We start from the raw sequence: 15,225 nt of genomic DNA on the forward strand, positions 1-15,225 counted from the left end.
GCTGCGGATGCGGGTCGTGACCTGGAACCTCTGGTGGCGCTTCGGGCCCTGGGAGGCCCGGCAGAAGGCGATCCTCGCCGAGCTGCGCGAACTGCGCCCCGACGTCGTCGGCCTCCAGGAGGTGTGGGCCGCCGACGGTGAGAACCAGGCGGAGTGGCTGGCCGGGGAACTCGGCATGCACTGGGCGTGGGCCCCCTCGCCCGCCCCCGAACGCTGGCGTCGGCGGATCGGCGACCCCACGGTCGACATCGGGAACGCCGTGCTGAGCCGCTGGCCGGTCGCCGCCCTGCGGACCCTGCGGCTGCCGGCCCCCTCCGACGTCGACGACGGCCGCCTCGCCCTGCACACCCGGCTGGCCACCCCCTCGTACGACGTCTCCTTCTTCACCGCCCACCTCGCCTCCGCCCAGCACGGCTCGGCCGTACGCTGCCGCCAGGTCGGCGCGCTCGCCGAGTTCATCGCCGAGAACCGGGTCGACACGCCCTTCCCGACGGTCGTCACCGGGGACTTCAACGCCCGGCCGGACTCCGACGAGATCCGTCTCTTCGGCGGCTGCCGGACCACGCCGGTCGTGCCCGGCCAGGTCTTCCTCGACGCCTGGCAGTACGCCGACCCGGCCGCGCCCGCCGCCACGCGCGACCACGAGAACCCGTACGTCGCCTCGGGGCCGGAGCCGAGCGCGCGGATCGACTACATCCACGTGGGGCCGCCCGGACCGGGCGGGCTGGGCCGTGTGCGCGACGTACGGCGCGCGGGTCACGGCCCGGTCGACGGCGTGTGGCCCTCGGACCACGCGGCGGTGGTGGCCGACCTGGCGGACGAGCCGGCGCCCTGACCGCCGCGCCGGCGACTCCGAACCGGCGGAAGGCCGGGGGGACGGTGTTCGTGTCCCCACGGCCTTCCGGCAGGTGCTCAGGCGATCAGCGGACGGAGACGTAGACCTCGCCGTCGGCCACGTCGGAGGCCGTCGGGGTGACCGTCGCGCGGCCGATGGCGAAGCCGGAGCAGCCGGCGCTGCCGGCACCGTAGGCGGTCACCTTGTAGGTGGTGCCGGCCGTGACCTTGTAGGTGGTGGCGAACTTGGGCCGGCCGTTGGCGCTGCCGACGATCCCGGGGTTCAGGCAGGTGACCTGGCGGCCGTCGTCGATCCCCACGTAGGTGAACCACACGGGGCGGTTGCCGTCCAGGCCGGACAGCGGCGCGTCGCCGACGAGCACGGCGGAGGTCGCCGCGGACGCGCTGGGCGCGGCGGCGAGCCCGGTCAGGCCGGCGGTGGCCAGAGTGGCGGCCAGGACGGCGGTGGTGGTGGTGCGGCGCTGCATGCGCATGGTTCCTCCAGTGGGGGTGGCTGAACAGAGCGGCATCTTCATGAAATTTCAAGTACCGCTCGGTGCAAGCATTTAACGGCGCTTTGCGATCCGCAAGATCACGTTTTCGGTCAACTGCCGCAAAAGCCACTGTGGGTTGCGTCACCCTGTGCACGCCCCAGGAAGATCGGGTTGGTGAACGCCGCCAGCGCTCCGGGCAGCGGCCCCACCGCCGCCTCGTGCCGCAACTCGGCCCGTACGTACGCCGCGTAGGAGGGGGTCGTCCGCCACTCGACGACACCTGAGCCGGAGACCGGCAGCGGAGCGCTGGTGTGCAGCACGCCCTGGTCGGTGACGAGGCGGACCACACAGCGCGGGGCGCCGGAAGCCTCCAGCCGGACCGTCACCGGGGTGTCCCGGTCCACCTCCAGCCGTTCGCCGATGCCCGCGTGCCGACCGCGTCCCCCCGACGCCGTGAACGTCAGTGACACGTTCTTCGACTCGGCCACGTACGACCGCCCCGCCCTGATGCCCTCCTGGATCGCCTCGCGGGTGAGGTCGTCGGCGAGGACGACCGTCTGCGGGCTGCCGACCGGGTCGGGGTCGCGGTGGGCGTCGCTGTTGCCCATGGCCGGGATCCAGGAGCGGGTGGCCGAGCGCACGGACGCGACCAGCATGCTGTCCCAGTCCGCCAGGGCCACCTCGTCGTCGGGCGTGTAAGGGCCGTTCCACACCTCCACAGCGTCCGCCTCGCCGAAGCCGAACTTCCAGTTGCAGCCCACACAGGTGGCGTGCGGGTGGGCCGGGACGACGAGACCGCCGGCCTTGCGGATCTGCCGGGCGAAACGGCCGAAGCGGTTGTCCCGCGCGCGGTAGCGCCAGTCCACGAAGGTCCCGGGATCGGTGCCGAGCGCCACCACGTGGCCGTTGCGTGTCGTGACCTCCTCGCCCAGCATCACCAGCAGGTCGTCGCCCGCCACGTCCGCCCAGTGCGCGTGCGCGGAGTGCGTGTTGTGCTCCGAGCTGTTGATGAAGTCCAGGCCCGCCGCCCGTGCCAGCGCCGCGATCTCGGCAGGGGTGCGGCGGCCGTCGGAGTACCAGGAGTGCAGATGGCAGTCGCCCCGGTACCAGGCCCGGCCCCGGCCCTTCGCCCGGTCCGGCGGGTACGTGGGCTCGACGACCGCACCGGGCTCGCCGTACGTCAGCGTGACCGTGATCTCGTACGGCAGACCCCGCGGCGCCACCGTGTAGGGGCCGAGCGCGATGGACCAGGTGCCCTCCCGGACCGGGCCGGGGAGGTACCCCGGTGTCGCGTCGTCCGCCCGGATGAAGAACTCCGTGCGCGCCCCGCCCGACCAGCCGCGGAAGCCGCGGCCGCCGAGGTCCGTGCCGCGCCAGTCGAAGATGCCGATGTCCAGGGCGTTGCCCGGGGTGCCGGCCGGGACGGACGGCTTGTCGTAGGTGTAGGAGACCCTGATCTCCCGTACGCCGGACGGCACTTCGACCGGCACGTACACGAAGTCGGGGGATCCGGGCGGCAGGGTGCCCCGCACGGTGCGGGTCTCCGTGCCCGGGCCGTGGTCGGCGCCTCTCGCGAAGGTCACGCTTCCCAACGTAAGCGCGGCGGCCGCGCCCGTCACGAACAGCGCGCGTCTTCCCAGGCCCGCGTGGTCGTCCTCGCACATGCTGCTGCTCCCCAGGTCGTCGTCGGTGACAGGGCGTGGGTGGTGCAGTGGTGGTGCGTGCAACTCTGGTATTCAGCCGTGAACTGCCGTGCAAGGGAAGGGAATCGGCAGCCAATCGGAAGCTGTCGATGCGCTGGGGGCGTCGCGAGGGGCGAGGTGGGCCGACCAGTCGGTATGGACACCGGGGTGTCCGCGCGGTACAGATGCAGTCATGCGCATCTCCGTGACGATCTTCCTCACCGACGAGACGATCACCCCGACCCGGCTCGCCCGTGAGCTGGAGCAGCGCGGTTTCGCCGGGCTGTACCTGCCCGAGCACACCCACATCCCCGTCGAGCGCACCACCCCGTACCCGGCCGGCGGCGACCTGCCGCCCGAGTACGGCCGCACCCTCGACCCCTTCGTCGCCCTCGGTCAGGCCGCCGCCGTCACCGAACGGCTCGGTCTCGGCACCGGCATCACGCTGGTCGCCCAGCGCGACCCGATCGACCTGGCCAAGCAGATCGCGACCCTGGACCACCTGTCGGGCGGGCGGTTCACGCTCGGCCTCGGCTTCGGCTGGAACGTGGAGGAAGCCGCCGACCACGGTGTCGACTGGGCCACGCGCCGCGAACTCGTCCGCGACCGGATGGCCCTGATGCGGGCGCTGTGGGCGGACGAACCCACCGCCTACGAGGGCGAGTTCGGAAGCGTGCGTGCCAGTTTCGCCTACCCCAAACCGGCACAGAAGCCGCGTACGCCCCAGGTCGTCGGCCCGCGCACGCTCATCGGCGGTGCCGCCGGTCCGAAGCTGTTCGCGCACATCGGCGAGTACGCCGACGGGTGGCTGCCCATCGGCGGCCGGGGGTTGTCCGAAAGTCTTCCCCGCCTGCGCACCGTCTGGGCCGACGCCGGCCGCGACCCGGACACCCTGCAGGTCGTGCCGTACGCCGTCCACCCCACCCCCGGCAAGCTCGCGCACTACGCGGACCTCGGCATCGAGGAGACCGTGGTGCAGTTGCCGGCGGCGGGGGAGGCGGAGGTTCTGCGGGTGTTGGACGACTACGCGCGGTTCGTGTGAGTCCCCGCGCCCCTCGCGGGCGCTTCCCGCGGCGGCGCCTCTCTGCGCTGATCACCTCGCTCGTATGCTCGAAGGATGACGACTCCCGCGACCTCCGGAACCGGACCGACCGAGAACTCCATGCGTCGCGCCCTCAAACGCGCCCGGGACGGCGTCGCCCTCGACGTCTTCGAGGCGGCCGTGCTGCTCCAGGCCCGCGGCGAGGCCCTCGACGACCTCGCCGCGTCCGCCGGCCGGGTACGGGACGCGGGCCTTGAGGCGGCCGGCCGGCCCGGCGTCATCACGTACTCGAAGAGCGTCTTCATCCCCCTCACCCGGCTGTGCCGGGACAAGTGCCACTACTGCACGTTCGTCACCGTCCCCGGCAAGCTGCGCCGCGCCGGGCACGGGATGTTCATGTCCCCGGACGAGGTCCTCGACATCGCCCGCAAGGGCGCGGCCCTCGGCTGCAAGGAAGCCCTCATCACCCTCGGCGACAAGCCCGAGGACCGCTGGCCCGAGGCGCGCGAGTGGCTCGACGCGCACGGCTACGACGACACCATCGCCTACGTCCGCGCCATCTCCATCCGCATCCTGGAGGAGACCGGCCTGCTGCCCCACCTCAACCCGGGCGTCATGACCTGGACCGACTTCCAGCGCCTGAAGCCGGTCGCCCCGTCGATGGGCATGATGCTGGAGACGACGGCCACCCGCCTGTGGTCCGAGCCCGGCGGCCCGCACCACGGCTCCCCCGACAAGGAGCCCGCCGTCCGCCTGCGCGTCCTTCAGGACGCGGGCCGTTCCTCCGTGCCCTTCACGTCCGGGATCCTGATCGGCATCGGCGAGACCTACGAGGAGCGCGCGGAGTCGCTGTTCGCGCTGCGGAAGATCTCCCGGGCCTACCACGGCATCCAGGAACTGATCATCCAGAACTTCCGCGCCAAGCCCGACACCGCGATGCGCGGCATGCCGGACGCGGAGCTGGACGAACTGGTCGCCACGGTCGCCGTCGCCCGGCACATCATGGGGCCGGGCGCCTGCCTCCAGGCCCCGCCCAACCTGGTCGACAGTGAGTACGGGCGGCTGATCACGGCCGGCATCGACGACTGGGGCGGCGTCTCCCCGCTGACGATCGACCACGTGAACCCCGAGCGCCCCTGGCCGCGGATCGAGGAGCTGGCCGAGCGGTCCCGGGCGGCCGGCTTCGAGCTGCGCGAACGCCTGTGCGTCTACCCGGAGTTCGTCCAGCGCGGCGAGCCCTGGCTGGACCCGCGGCTGCGCCCGCACGTGGGGGCGCTCGCCGACCCGGAGACCGGCCTCGCCCGTCCGGACGCGGTGGTCGAGGGCCACCCGTGGCAGGAGCCCGACGAGGCGTTCGTCGCCTCCGGCCGTACCGATCTGCACACCACGATCGACACCGAGGGCCGTACGTCCGACCGCCGCGACGACTTCGACGAGGTGTACGGGGACTGGGGCGCCCTGCGCGAGGCGGCCGCGCCCGGCATGGCGCCGGAGCGCATCGACACCGATGTGCGCCAGGCGCTGCGGGTCGCGGCCGACGACCCGACCCGGCTCACCGACGAGGAGGCGCTGGCGCTGCTGCACGCGGACGGACCGGCGCTGGACGCGCTGTGTTCGGTCGCCGACGACGTCCGCAGGTCGGCGGTCGGCGACGACGTCACGTACATCGTCACGCGGAACATCAACTTCACCAACGTCTGCTACACGGGCTGCCGCTTCTGCGCCTTCGCCCAGCGCCGCACGGACGCCGACGCCTACACCCTGTCCCTGGACCAGGTCGCCGACCGCGCCCAACAGGCGTGGGAGGTGGGCGCGGTGGAGGTCTGCATGCAGGGCGGCATCCACCCGGACCTGCCCGGGACGGCGTACTTCGACATCGCGAAGGCGGTCAAGGAGCGGGTCCCCGGCATGCACGTGCACGCCTTCTCCCCGATGGAGGTCGTCAACGGTGCGACCAGGACGGGTCTTTCGATCCGCGAGTGGCTCACGGCGGCGAAGGAGGCCGGCCTGGACTCCATCCCCGGGACCGCCGCCGAGATTCTCGACGACGAGGTCCGCTGGATCCTGACCAAGGGCAAGCTGCCCACGGCGACGTGGATCGAGGTGATCACGACGGCGCACGAGCTCGGCATCCGCTCCAGCTCGACGATGATGTACGGCCATGTCGACCAGCCCCGCCACTGGCTCGGCCACCTGCGCACGCTGGCCGGCATCCAGCAACGGACGGGCGGCTTCACGGAGTTCGTGACCCTGCCGTTCATCCACACCAACGCGCCGGTGTACCTGGCGGGCATCGCGCGGCCGGGACCGACGGTCCGCGACAACCGCGCGGTGACGGCGATGGCGCGGCTGCTGCTGCACCCGTACATCCCCAACATCCAGACCAGCTGGGTGAAGCTCGGCACCGAGGGCGCGGCCGAGATGCTCCGCTCCGGCGCCAACGACCTGGGCGGCACGCTGATGGAGGAGACGATCTCGCGGATGGCGGGGTCGTCGTACGGCTCGTACAAGTCGGTGCGCGACCTGGTGGCCGTCGCCGAGGCGGCCGGCCGTCCGGCCAAGCCCCGCACGACCCTGTACGGCGAGGTGCCGGAGGAACGGCAGCGGGCGGCGGCGGCCTCGGACGGGCATCTGCCGGAGCTGCTGCCGGTACTGGACTGAGGAAGTCCGCCTCGCGGGGGTCGGTACGATGATCCGACCCCCCGGTGGAGGGGTTTTCCGTAGCTGAGGAGATGCGTGCCCGTGCCTGCTCCCAAGGTCTGGGTGACCGGTCTGACGGTGGGAGCGATAGCCGCCGTCGCCGTCCTGGCCGTGCAGGCCGACAAGGGGCCGCACCCCAGGGCCACGGCGGCCCGGCCGAGCGCGTCGGCGTCGGCGGGCGCGAGCCCCGCCCCGTCGAAGTCCGCGGCGCCCGCCACCGTGCCGGACGGCTCGGGCACGGGACGCCGGATCGTCTACTCCCTCGGCCAGAAGCGCGTCTGGCTGGTCGACGCGAGCGACGCGAGCCGGCGCACCTTCGCCGTCTGGCCGGGCACGGTGGACCCCGACCCCGGCACCTACACGGTGTCCTCGCGCAACGAGGCGACCACGGGCTCGGACGGAGTGGAGATCGAGAACATCGTCTACTTCGCCGCGAAGTCCGGCGTCTCCATCGCCTTCTCCAACGCCGTGGACGGCTCCTCGCCGCCGCCCGCCGAAGGCAAGCAGACCGGCGGGGTCCGTCTGCGCGCGGCCGACGGGGCGGCGCTGTGGACGTTCGGGGAGACGGGCACCACCGTGGTCGTCGTCAAGTAGGAGTCGCTCCGTCACCTGCATCCTTCGATGTAGCGCGGGTTCGACTCCGCTCATGACGATTTCGGGCCGGGCCGCCGTGACGATGAACGCATGACGCACACGGACGCGCGAGCCCCGCGGGCGACGCGGACCTCCCCCACCGGCCGGCGGCTCCCCCTCCTCGACGTACTGCGCGGGGTGGCCATTCTGGGCACGCTCATGACGAACGTATGGATCTTCACCGGTCCGGGCGCGGAGTGGGGCGCCCTCCGGTCCAGCTCCGGTGAGCTGTCGTTCCGGTCGTTCGCGGACGCCGTCGAGGGCACGTTCAGTGTGCTCGGGAACGGCAAGTTCCTGTCGCTGCTCACGATCCTGTTCGGGGTCGGGCTGGCCATCCAGTACCGCTCGGCCGAGCGGCGCGGGCAGCCGTGGCCGGGACGCTACCGGTGGCGGGCGCTGTTCCTGTTCGGCGAGGGCACGGTGCACTTCGTCCTGGTCTTCGCGTGGGACGTACTCATGGGGTACGCCGTCACCGCGCTGTTCGTCGCCTGGCTGCTCACCCGCTCACGGCGGGCACAGCGACGGGTGATGTGGTGGGCGGCGGGGGCACATCTGACGCTGCTCGGTCTGCTGACGGCGGCCCTGCTGGCCTCGCCCGACACCGAGGACGGCGGGACCGTCTCCCGGGAGGTCGCCGACCTCTACGCGCACGGCGACTACCTCGACCAGATCGCCTTCCGCCTGGAGAACGCGATCGCGCTGCGCATGGAGCCGGTGCTGACCTTCTTCCTGCTGGTCTTCCTGTTCCTGCTGGGCGTACGGCTGTTCCGGGCCGGGGCGTTCGGCGCGGACGAGACGGGCCGCCGGCTGCGCTCCCGCCTGCTGGCGTGGGGACTGGGCCTCGGACTGCCGCTCAACGCGGCGGCGGCGCTGGGCGGCTCCGACCTGTTCGCCCTGGCCCGCTACGGCACCGCCCCGCTGCTGGCCCTCGGCTACATCGGGCTGGTCGGCGCGCTGGTGGACCGGGTACGGCGGCCGGGCCCGCTGATGACGGGGCTCACCTCGGTCGGTCGAACGGCCCTGTCCGGTTACGTCCTCCAGAACGTGCTGTGCGTGCTCGTCTCGTACGGCATCGGGCTGGGCTTGGCGCAACGGCTGGACGACACCGGCCCGTGGTGGGTGGTGGGACTGTGGGCCGCGGTCTGCGCGGTGCTGATGGTGGGCTCCACGCTGTGGCTGCGGCGCTTCTCGGCGGGACCGCTGGAGGCGGTCCAGAAGTGGGCGCTGCGCCGCTGACACGGGTCGGCGCGCTGCGCGACTGATGCGGGTGCGGGTGCGGGTGTGGGTGTGGGTGTGGGTGCGGGTGCGGGTCCGGGTCGGGTCTGCTCGGTCAACGCGCCGCGTTCTGCGGGTCGGTGGGGCGTGGGGAGCGCGTGGTGGGAGTGGGGGCGGGCGGGCTCGACGTCGGCAGATCGCCCTCCGGGCGCCGCACGTGGCTCAGATCGGCTCCGTCCAGCCGCACGTCCATCAGGTCCGCCTCGCGCAGGTCGGTCTGGTGGAGCGAGGCGTTGCGCAGGTCCGCCTTCTCCAGGTCGGCGGACCTCAACCGGGCGGAGTCGAGGAGCGCCTGGGACAGGTTCGCCTCGGTGAGCACGGCGTCGTTGAGGACGGCCGACCTCAGGTCCGCCCCGGCCAGATCGGCGCCCTTCAGGTTCGTCCCGCTCAGCGAGGCGCCACGCAGGTCCGCGCCGGAGAGTTTCGTGCCCTCCAGGTCGCCGCGGGCGAGGACCGCTCCGGCGAGGTTCGCCCCGCTCAGATCGGCCTGGTGAAGATCGACGCCGGTCAGGTGGACGCCCCTGAGGTCGAGGGGGCGGTCACCGTCGTGCGCGGGGTCGCGCTGACCGAGCACGGAGAGCGCCGCCTGGAGGTCGGGCGTCGTCCCGGCCGTGGTCTGCTCCGTGGTCTGCTCCATGGTCTGCTTCTTGGCGGCGTGCGCGCGGATGTACTCGGACAGGGTGTAGATCACGGCCGGCTGCTGTTCCGGAGAGTCCTCCATGATGCCCTGCAGCGAGAAGATGGCGCCTCGGCGGATGTTGGCGGAGTCGTCGTCCAGCCGTTCCATGGCCTTGTCGTACCGGTCCGCGATCTGGCCCTGCTCCGAGATGGTCAGTTCCTCGGACGCCTGCGTCACGGACACCCAGGTGAAAGCCAGCGTCGCGACCGCCGCCAGCCCGGGGAGCATCATCGCCACGAGAACCGCCCGCTGTCCCCGGCCGCCGACTTCCACGGGCGGGTCGGCCACCCCGCGTAAGGCGGCGCGGGCGCCGGCCCGCTCGGGTGCTCTGCCGCGGTGTCCCGGGCGATGTGCTCCCAGCGGAGCTCTGGGGCGCCGATCGGTGGGCCGGCCCGCCCCTGCCCGGCGGTCTGCGATCCGCCGCAGCTGACGGCTCCGTGCTCCTGCTCGCGGTATGCCACTGGTCATGGTGCCATTCGAACCGACGGCGGCCCGGAGCGGACGGATGTGGCTGCCGGGTTCACAGAATTCCCACGCAGACGAGCGTGTACGAGGAGGCCCGGCCGGACATCCCGGCCGGGCCGTCGGTCGTCAAGGGGCAAGGGGCGGTGATCAGCTGTGGTCGGTCCGTCCGCCCTGCCCGAGCGGCAGGTGGTTGACGACCAGCACGACCCCGCTGAACAGGATCACCCGGGTCGCCGCGTCCAGCCCGTTCCAGGTCTTCGACTGCCACATCGAGAACCACTCACCGCCGATCGCGATGAACCCGGCCCCGAACAGCAGCAGGACCATGAGCAGCCCGTAGGTGGACAAGCGCCGGGCGCGCGGATGGTCGTTGCGGGCCCACAGCCATGTCCCGTAGCCGAGCACCAGGGCGGCGGCGGTCTCCCACGCGATGATCGCGACGTAGGCGGCGTCCTGAAGTCCCTTGCTGGTGACGGCTCTCCACATGAGGTCGTCGTCCTTGAAGGTGGTGTCCATCGCCAGGACATGCCGTACGAACTGCTGGTTCGTACCGAAGTCCGTGATGTTCCCGAAGGCGACCAAGGCCATGTAGAGGGCGACGGAGGCAGTGAGGAGGGTGGCGGCGAGGGCGAGGGGGGTGCGTGATGTTGTGGTGGGCATGACGCTCATCTTCCCTGTGAGGCAGGTGTGTCCACAGGCATTGAGCCAGAATGGTGCCGGTAGGAGGCCCCGAGCGAGAGGACCCCCCGGTGGCCCAGCGGGCGTCGATACAGCAGCTGATCGGTCGGCGAGGTCGCGCCGGATTCGTCGGCCGGAGTGCCGAACGGGCCGCGTTCCGCGCCAACTTCGACATCCCGCCGGAGGACGAGCGGCACCGCTTCCTCTTCCATGTGCACGGCAACGCGGGCGTCGGCAAGACCTTCCTGGTCCGGGAGCTGGAGCAAGTCGCCCGTGAACGCGGGGCGTTGACGGCGTACGTCGACGAGGGCGCGGGGAGCGTGCCCGAGGTGATGGAGGCGATCAGCCGTCAGTTCGCGGCGCAGGGGCGCCGGTTCAAGGAACTGGAGAGGCTGCTCACCACGTACCGCGACAGGCGGCACGAAGCCGAGATGGCGGCGTTCGCCGCGGCGGCCGCCGAGCCGGAGGGGCGGGCGGGGCCGGCGGGGCCGGCAGGGCAGGCGGTGCCGTCGGCGGGCGGCATGGCGCTGGCGCGGGCCGGTCTGGTGGGCCTCGGGATGGTGCCGGTGATCGGGCCCTTCGCGGGCGTCCTGGATCCGGCGCACCTCGCGCAGGGCGCCGACCGGTTGCGGTCCGTCATCGGCGCGCACTTCCGCAGCCACGAGGACGCGCGGCTCGTGCTCGCCCCCGAGAGCGTGCTCACCCCCGTGCTGCTGAACGAACTCTTCCGGGCCGCGTCCGCCGCGCCGTGGATCGTCCTGTTCTTCGACACCTACGAGCGGACCGGGCCGTTCCTCGACGGCTGGCTGCACAACGTGATGACCTCGGACCGATACGGCGAACTCCCCGCCAACCTCGTCGTGGTGACCGCCGGCCAGCTCCCCTTCGACACCGCCCGCTGGGGCGGCTTCGGCGACTTCATGACCGACCTGCCGCTCCTTCCCTTCACCGAACCGGAGGCACGCGGCCTGCTCGCCGGAAAGGGAGTGGTGGCCGAACCGGTCGTCACGGAGGTGCTGCGCCTCACCGGTGGACTACCGGTCCTCGTCTCCACGCTCGCGGAGAGCCGCCCCGCCGACCCGGCCGACGTGGGAGACCCCAGCGCCACCGCCGTGGAGCGGTTTTTGAAGTGGGAGGCCGATCCGGTACGGCGGGGCGTCGCGCTGGCGTGCGCGCTGCCCCGCCGGCTGGACGCGGACGTGTTCCGGGCGGTCGTGGACCGTCCGGACGACGAACTGGACGGCCTGTACGCGTGGTTGCGGAGCCTGCCGTTCGTCGGCGAGCGCGGTGGCCGGATGCGGTACCACGACGTCGTACGGTCGCCCATGCTCCGGTTGCAGCGCCTGCGGTCGCCCAGGACCTGGACGGCCCGGCACCAGGCGCTGGCGTCGGTGTTCCAGGAGTGGCGGACCGAGGCCGAGACCGGCCGCGGTGCCGACGACCTGTGGGCGGACGAAGGATGGCGGGAACTGCGTCTGGCGGAGCTCTACCACCTGCTGTGCGCGGGGGAGCGGTCGGCGCTGTCGAGCGCGCTGCGCGATGTCGTCGACGCCTGCGACCAGGGCGAGTCCGTCGCCGGGCGGTGGGCGTGGGTCCTGGTGGAGGCGGGGTGGGACGCGGAGACCTGGCCGGTGGCGCAGTGGGGGCAGCAGCTGGCCGAGGCGCTCGGCGGCGGCGGGACGGGAGCCGTACTCGAACTGCTGCTGCGGCAGACGGGCTTCGAGCGTACGGCGGTCCCGGCGCCGCCGACGCCTCCCGGCACCGGGTACGGCATGGGTGGCATGGGTGGCACGGGTGGCGTCCAGCAGGGCGGGGCACCCGGCGGGCCGGTTCCCCAGCCGGATCCGCGTGTCGACCACTCGGGCGTGCCGACCGGCGACCCGTACGGCGGGGCGCCGCGGCACGGCGAAGTCCCGCAGTACGACGAGACGCCCCAGTACGACGAGACGCCCCAGTACGGCGAGGCACCGCCCCAAGCCGTACCCCGCTCCACGGCGTGGGCGGCTCCCCGGCCCGCCGTGCCCGCCGGGCCGCCCGCCGACGCCGGCTGGAGCGCCGTCCTGGACCCCGCGGCCGCCGCCCGTGCCTACCGCGCCCGAGCCATGGCCCGGTACCTCGCCGGCGACCAGGAGTCGGCCGTCGCCGACCTGACCCGAGCGCTCGAACTGGTCCCCGACGACCCCCGCAGCCTCGCCCTGCGCGGCGAGTACCACCGCGCCCTTCAGCGCTACGACGAGGCGATCCGCGACCTGGACAGGGCGCTCCACCTCAACCCCGCCGACGACTTCGCCTGGGCCTCCCGCGGGGCCGTCCGCCTCGTCCGCGGCGAGTTCGACGCGGCGCTCGCCGACCTGAGCCGGGCCGTGGAGCTCAAGCCGGAGTACCCCTGGGCCCTGATCCGCCGGGCCCGGGCGCACCGCGCGCTCGGCGCCCAGACGCGGCAACTGGCCGACCTCGACCGGGCCGTGGCCCTCGACCCGGACTGGGCCTGGACCCGCTGCGAGCGCGGGGACGCCCTGCGCGCCGCGGGCCGCGACGAGGAGGCCCTCGCCGACTTCGACCACGCGCTCGCCCTGGAGCCCGGCTACGACTCCGCCCGCGCCAGCCGGGGCGCCTCACTGGCCGCCCTCGGCCGCCACGAGGAGGCCCTCGCCGACCTGGACCAGGTCCTGGAGCGCAGGCCGTCGTACACCTGGGCACTCCTGCGCCGGGCGTCCGTCCACCGCGACCTCGGCGCCCACGACGAGGCCGCGGCCGACGAGGAACGGGCCGCGCGTCTGTCCGGCGTGAACACTCCGTGAACCAGCCGGCAATTCCTTGGCGCGGGCCCGCTTCGCCAGCGGGAGCGGGGATGCCGGGGCGGAGCCGGTGAGTTACTCTTGCCGCCGATTCATTCCTTGATCAACAGTCGGCCGTACGACTTCCTGCCTTGACGCTCGTTTCTCCCACCCCCCACGCAAGGTCCACGGATCGCCGACTGGAGTCAGCCGCGTTTCACACTGGGAGACTTCGCGTGACGTTTGAACCACGAAGAAACCGCACGTCCGGACACCGCCACCGCAGGGCGACCGCCGTCGTCCTCGCCGCACTGACAGGCGGTCTGCTGGTCCCCGCGATCGCGGGCAGCGCCGTCGCGGCGACCGGTGATCGCGCCTCGGTGTCCGGCCGTTACGGGGACTTCAACGGCGACGGCCACATCGACCTCGCCGCCTCCGCCCCCGACGCCACGGTCGACGGCGTGGCGGGTGCCGGGGCCGTCACCGTCGCGTACGGTTCCGCGGACGGTGCGGGCGCCACCCAGGCCGGGCGGGTCGCGATCAGCCAGAACACCAAGACCGTCGGCGGGCAGGCGGAGGCGGGTGACCACTTCGGCTTCTCCGTCGCCATCGCCGACTTCAACAACGACGGCTTCGCCGACCTCGCCACCGGCACCCCGGGCGAGGACGTCGGGGACGACCGGGACGCCGGGATCGTCCAGATCCTGTGGGGCTCGCCGACCGGTCTGAACGGCAGTGCCACGCTCGCCGATCCCACGAGCTCCGACCAGGACGCCCACGGCCGGACCCTCGCCGCGGGTGACTTCAACGGCGACGGCAAGGCCGACCTGGCCGCCGGCAACACCTCGGCCCAGGCCTGGCTGTACGCGGGCGGTATCACCGACGACGGTGCCGACAGCGGTACCCACCCGCTGGGCAACCTGAACTCCTGGGGAGGCGAGGTCGTCGCCCTCACCGCCGGTGACGTCACCGGCGACGGCGCGGACGACCTGCTGTTCAACCACTACCAGCTCTATCGAAGCGGTGGCGACGCGAGCACGCTGGGCCTCAGTCCGACGCCCATGCAGGTCGACTACAGGGGTGCCTACTCCTCGGTCTTCGGCGACTTCGACAACGACGGCTACGGGGACATCGTCGTCGGCCGCCCGGGCGACCACGGCGGCGAGATCACCTACATCCCGGGCCGCCCGGTGTCCGACACCGACCCCACCTGGACGGTGGACGACGTGGAGAGGTACACCCTCGACCAGGCCAACTTCGACACACCGGGTGACGCCGACCTGTACGACCAGTACGGCGCCGGACTCGCCGCGGGTGACATCAACGGCGACGGCCACGACGACCTCGCCGTCGGCGACCCCAACGAGGACACCGACGCCGACACCGTCGCCGACGCCGGGCACGTGACCGTCATGTACGGCGGCTCCATCGGCCTCACGACCACCAACCGCCAGGTCTTCGACCAGGGCACCGAGGGCGTCCCCGGCGACAACGAGGCCGGCGACGGTTTCGGCTCCCGGCTGCTGCTCAGCGACCTCGACGGCGACGGCAGGAAGGACCTGACCGTCGCTTCGCTCGGCGAGGACGGCGGAAGCGGCGCGCTCACCACGCTCCGAGGCTCGGACATCACCCTCACGTTCACCGGAGCACGCGGCCTGACCCCGACGTCCTACCTGCTGTCGACCGACGGACAGCCCCACCTCGGCAGCAGCCTCCAGGGCCACCCGCCGATAACGCCTCAGCCGCTGCCTGAGGTCGGGTAAGCGGCGAAGGTGAGGAACGGCGCCCAGGAGTCTTCGCCGAAGGCGAGCTGGGCGCCGTTCCTCACCTGATCCCCATGCCCCGGCCGACCCCGGACGCCCACTTCGGTCACACCTCGCATACCGATCCGCCCCCTGAACCGATCGTCCCGTGTCGATTACAGTGGCGAACTGTCGTACGGACGGACAGGTGCCACGGGGAGGTC

11 protein-coding genes are annotated in these 15,225 nt (G+C 72.5%); 7 read left to right on the forward strand and 4 right to left on the reverse strand.

Annotated elements, in window-relative coordinates; translation table 11 throughout:
* Positions 1-7 precede the first annotated feature (7 nt).
* Complete coding sequence (locus ABZ078_RS10110; RefSeq protein ID WP_356573597.1) at positions 8-835, forward strand: endonuclease/exonuclease/phosphatase family protein; 828 nt, start codon at positions 8-10, stop codon at positions 833-835.
* 85 nt (positions 836-920) lie between these two features.
* On the opposite strand, the gene ABZ078_RS10115 is transcribed toward ABZ078_RS10110, so the two are convergent.
* Positions 921-1,322, reverse strand: a complete 402-nt coding sequence (locus ABZ078_RS10115; protein WP_356573538.1) for a hypothetical protein — start codon at positions 1,320-1,322, stop codon at positions 921-923.
* A gap of 116 nt (positions 1,323-1,438) precedes the next feature.
* Positions 1,439-2,992 carry a CehA/McbA family metallohydrolase gene (locus ABZ078_RS10120; RefSeq protein ID WP_356573540.1) on the reverse strand — a complete coding sequence of 518 codons (1,554 nt, stop codon included), beginning with the start codon at positions 2,990-2,992 and terminating at the stop codon, positions 1,439-1,441.
* Positions 2,993-3,203: 211 nt separating this feature from the next.
* Between ABZ078_RS10120 and ABZ078_RS10125 the strand changes: the two genes are divergently transcribed.
* The 4 genes from ABZ078_RS10125 (at position 3,204) to ABZ078_RS10140 (ending at position 8,621) form a co-directional block, all read left to right on the forward strand.
* Entirely contained in the window at positions 3,204-4,052 is an 849-nt protein-coding gene (locus ABZ078_RS10125; RefSeq protein WP_356573542.1) for an LLM class F420-dependent oxidoreductase, read from the forward strand.
* Positions 4,053-4,127: 75 nt separating this feature from the next.
* Complete coding sequence (locus ABZ078_RS10130) at positions 4,128-6,713, forward strand: bifunctional FO biosynthesis protein CofGH (protein WP_356573544.1); 2,586 nt, start codon at positions 4,128-4,130, stop codon at positions 6,711-6,713.
* Positions 6,714-6,794: 81 nt separating this feature from the next.
* A complete protein-coding gene (locus tag ABZ078_RS10135; RefSeq protein WP_356573546.1) occupies positions 6,795-7,346 on the forward strand; it encodes a hypothetical protein in 552 nt (183 codons plus the stop codon).
* 90 nt (positions 7,347-7,436) lie between these two features.
* Positions 7,437-8,621 (forward strand): DUF418 domain-containing protein, encoded by a 1,185-nt coding sequence (locus tag ABZ078_RS10140; protein WP_356573548.1) that lies wholly within the window; start codon positions 7,437-7,439, stop codon positions 8,619-8,621.
* Between the two features lie 94 nt (positions 8,622-8,715).
* On the opposite strand, the gene ABZ078_RS10145 is transcribed toward ABZ078_RS10140, so the two are convergent.
* Together ABZ078_RS10145 and ABZ078_RS10150 are read right to left on the reverse strand one after the other, a co-directional pair.
* Positions 8,716-9,627 (reverse strand): pentapeptide repeat-containing protein, encoded by a 912-nt coding sequence (locus ABZ078_RS10145; RefSeq protein ID WP_356573550.1) that lies wholly within the window; start codon positions 9,625-9,627, stop codon positions 8,716-8,718.
* 324 nt (positions 9,628-9,951) lie between these two features.
* Complete coding sequence (locus ABZ078_RS10150) at positions 9,952-10,464, reverse strand: DUF2165 domain-containing protein (RefSeq protein ID WP_356573552.1); 513 nt, start codon at positions 10,462-10,464, stop codon at positions 9,952-9,954.
* An 89-nt stretch (positions 10,465-10,553) separates the two neighbouring features.
* Here ABZ078_RS10150 and ABZ078_RS10155 point away from each other — a divergent pair, with 89 nt between their 5' ends.
* Positions 10,554-13,283 (forward strand): tetratricopeptide repeat protein, encoded by a 2,730-nt coding sequence (locus tag ABZ078_RS10155; protein WP_356573553.1) that lies wholly within the window; start codon positions 10,554-10,556, stop codon positions 13,281-13,283.
* A 212-nt stretch (positions 13,284-13,495) separates the two neighbouring features.
* Positions 13,496-15,022, forward strand: coding sequence for an FG-GAP and VCBS repeat-containing protein (locus ABZ078_RS10160; RefSeq protein ID WP_356573555.1), 1,527 nt, complete (start codon positions 13,496-13,498; stop codon positions 15,020-15,022).
* Positions 15,023-15,225 lie beyond the last annotated feature (203 nt).

It is taken from the genome of Streptomyces sp. NPDC006385 (assembly GCF_040612485.1).
Classification (GTDB): Bacteria; Actinomycetota; Actinomycetes; order Streptomycetales; family Streptomycetaceae; genus Streptomyces.

Excerpts from the sequence above, each read along its gene's own strand:
- ABZ078_RS10120 (WP_356573540.1), bottom strand. The coding sequence starts at position 2,992 with ATGTGCGAGGACGACCACGCGGGCCTGGGAAGACGCGCGCTGTTCGTG.
- ABZ078_RS10150 (WP_356573552.1), bottom strand. The coding sequence starts at position 10,464 with ATGCCCACCACAACATCACGCACCCCCCTCGCCCTCGCCGCCACCCTC.
- ABZ078_RS10110 (WP_356573597.1), top strand. The coding sequence starts at position 8 with ATGCGGGTCGTGACCTGGAACCTCTGGTGGCGCTTCGGGCCCTGGGAG.
- ABZ078_RS10125 (WP_356573542.1), top strand. The coding sequence starts at position 3,204 with ATGCGCATCTCCGTGACGATCTTCCTCACCGACGAGACGATCACCCCG.
- ABZ078_RS10140 (WP_356573548.1), top strand. The coding sequence starts at position 7,437 with ATGACGCACACGGACGCGCGAGCCCCGCGGGCGACGCGGACCTCCCCC.
- ABZ078_RS10130 (WP_356573544.1), top strand. The coding sequence starts at position 4,128 with ATGACGACTCCCGCGACCTCCGGAACCGGACCGACCGAGAACTCCATG.
- ABZ078_RS10115 (WP_356573538.1), bottom strand. The coding sequence starts at position 1,322 with ATGCAGCGCCGCACCACCACCACCGCCGTCCTGGCCGCCACTCTGGCC.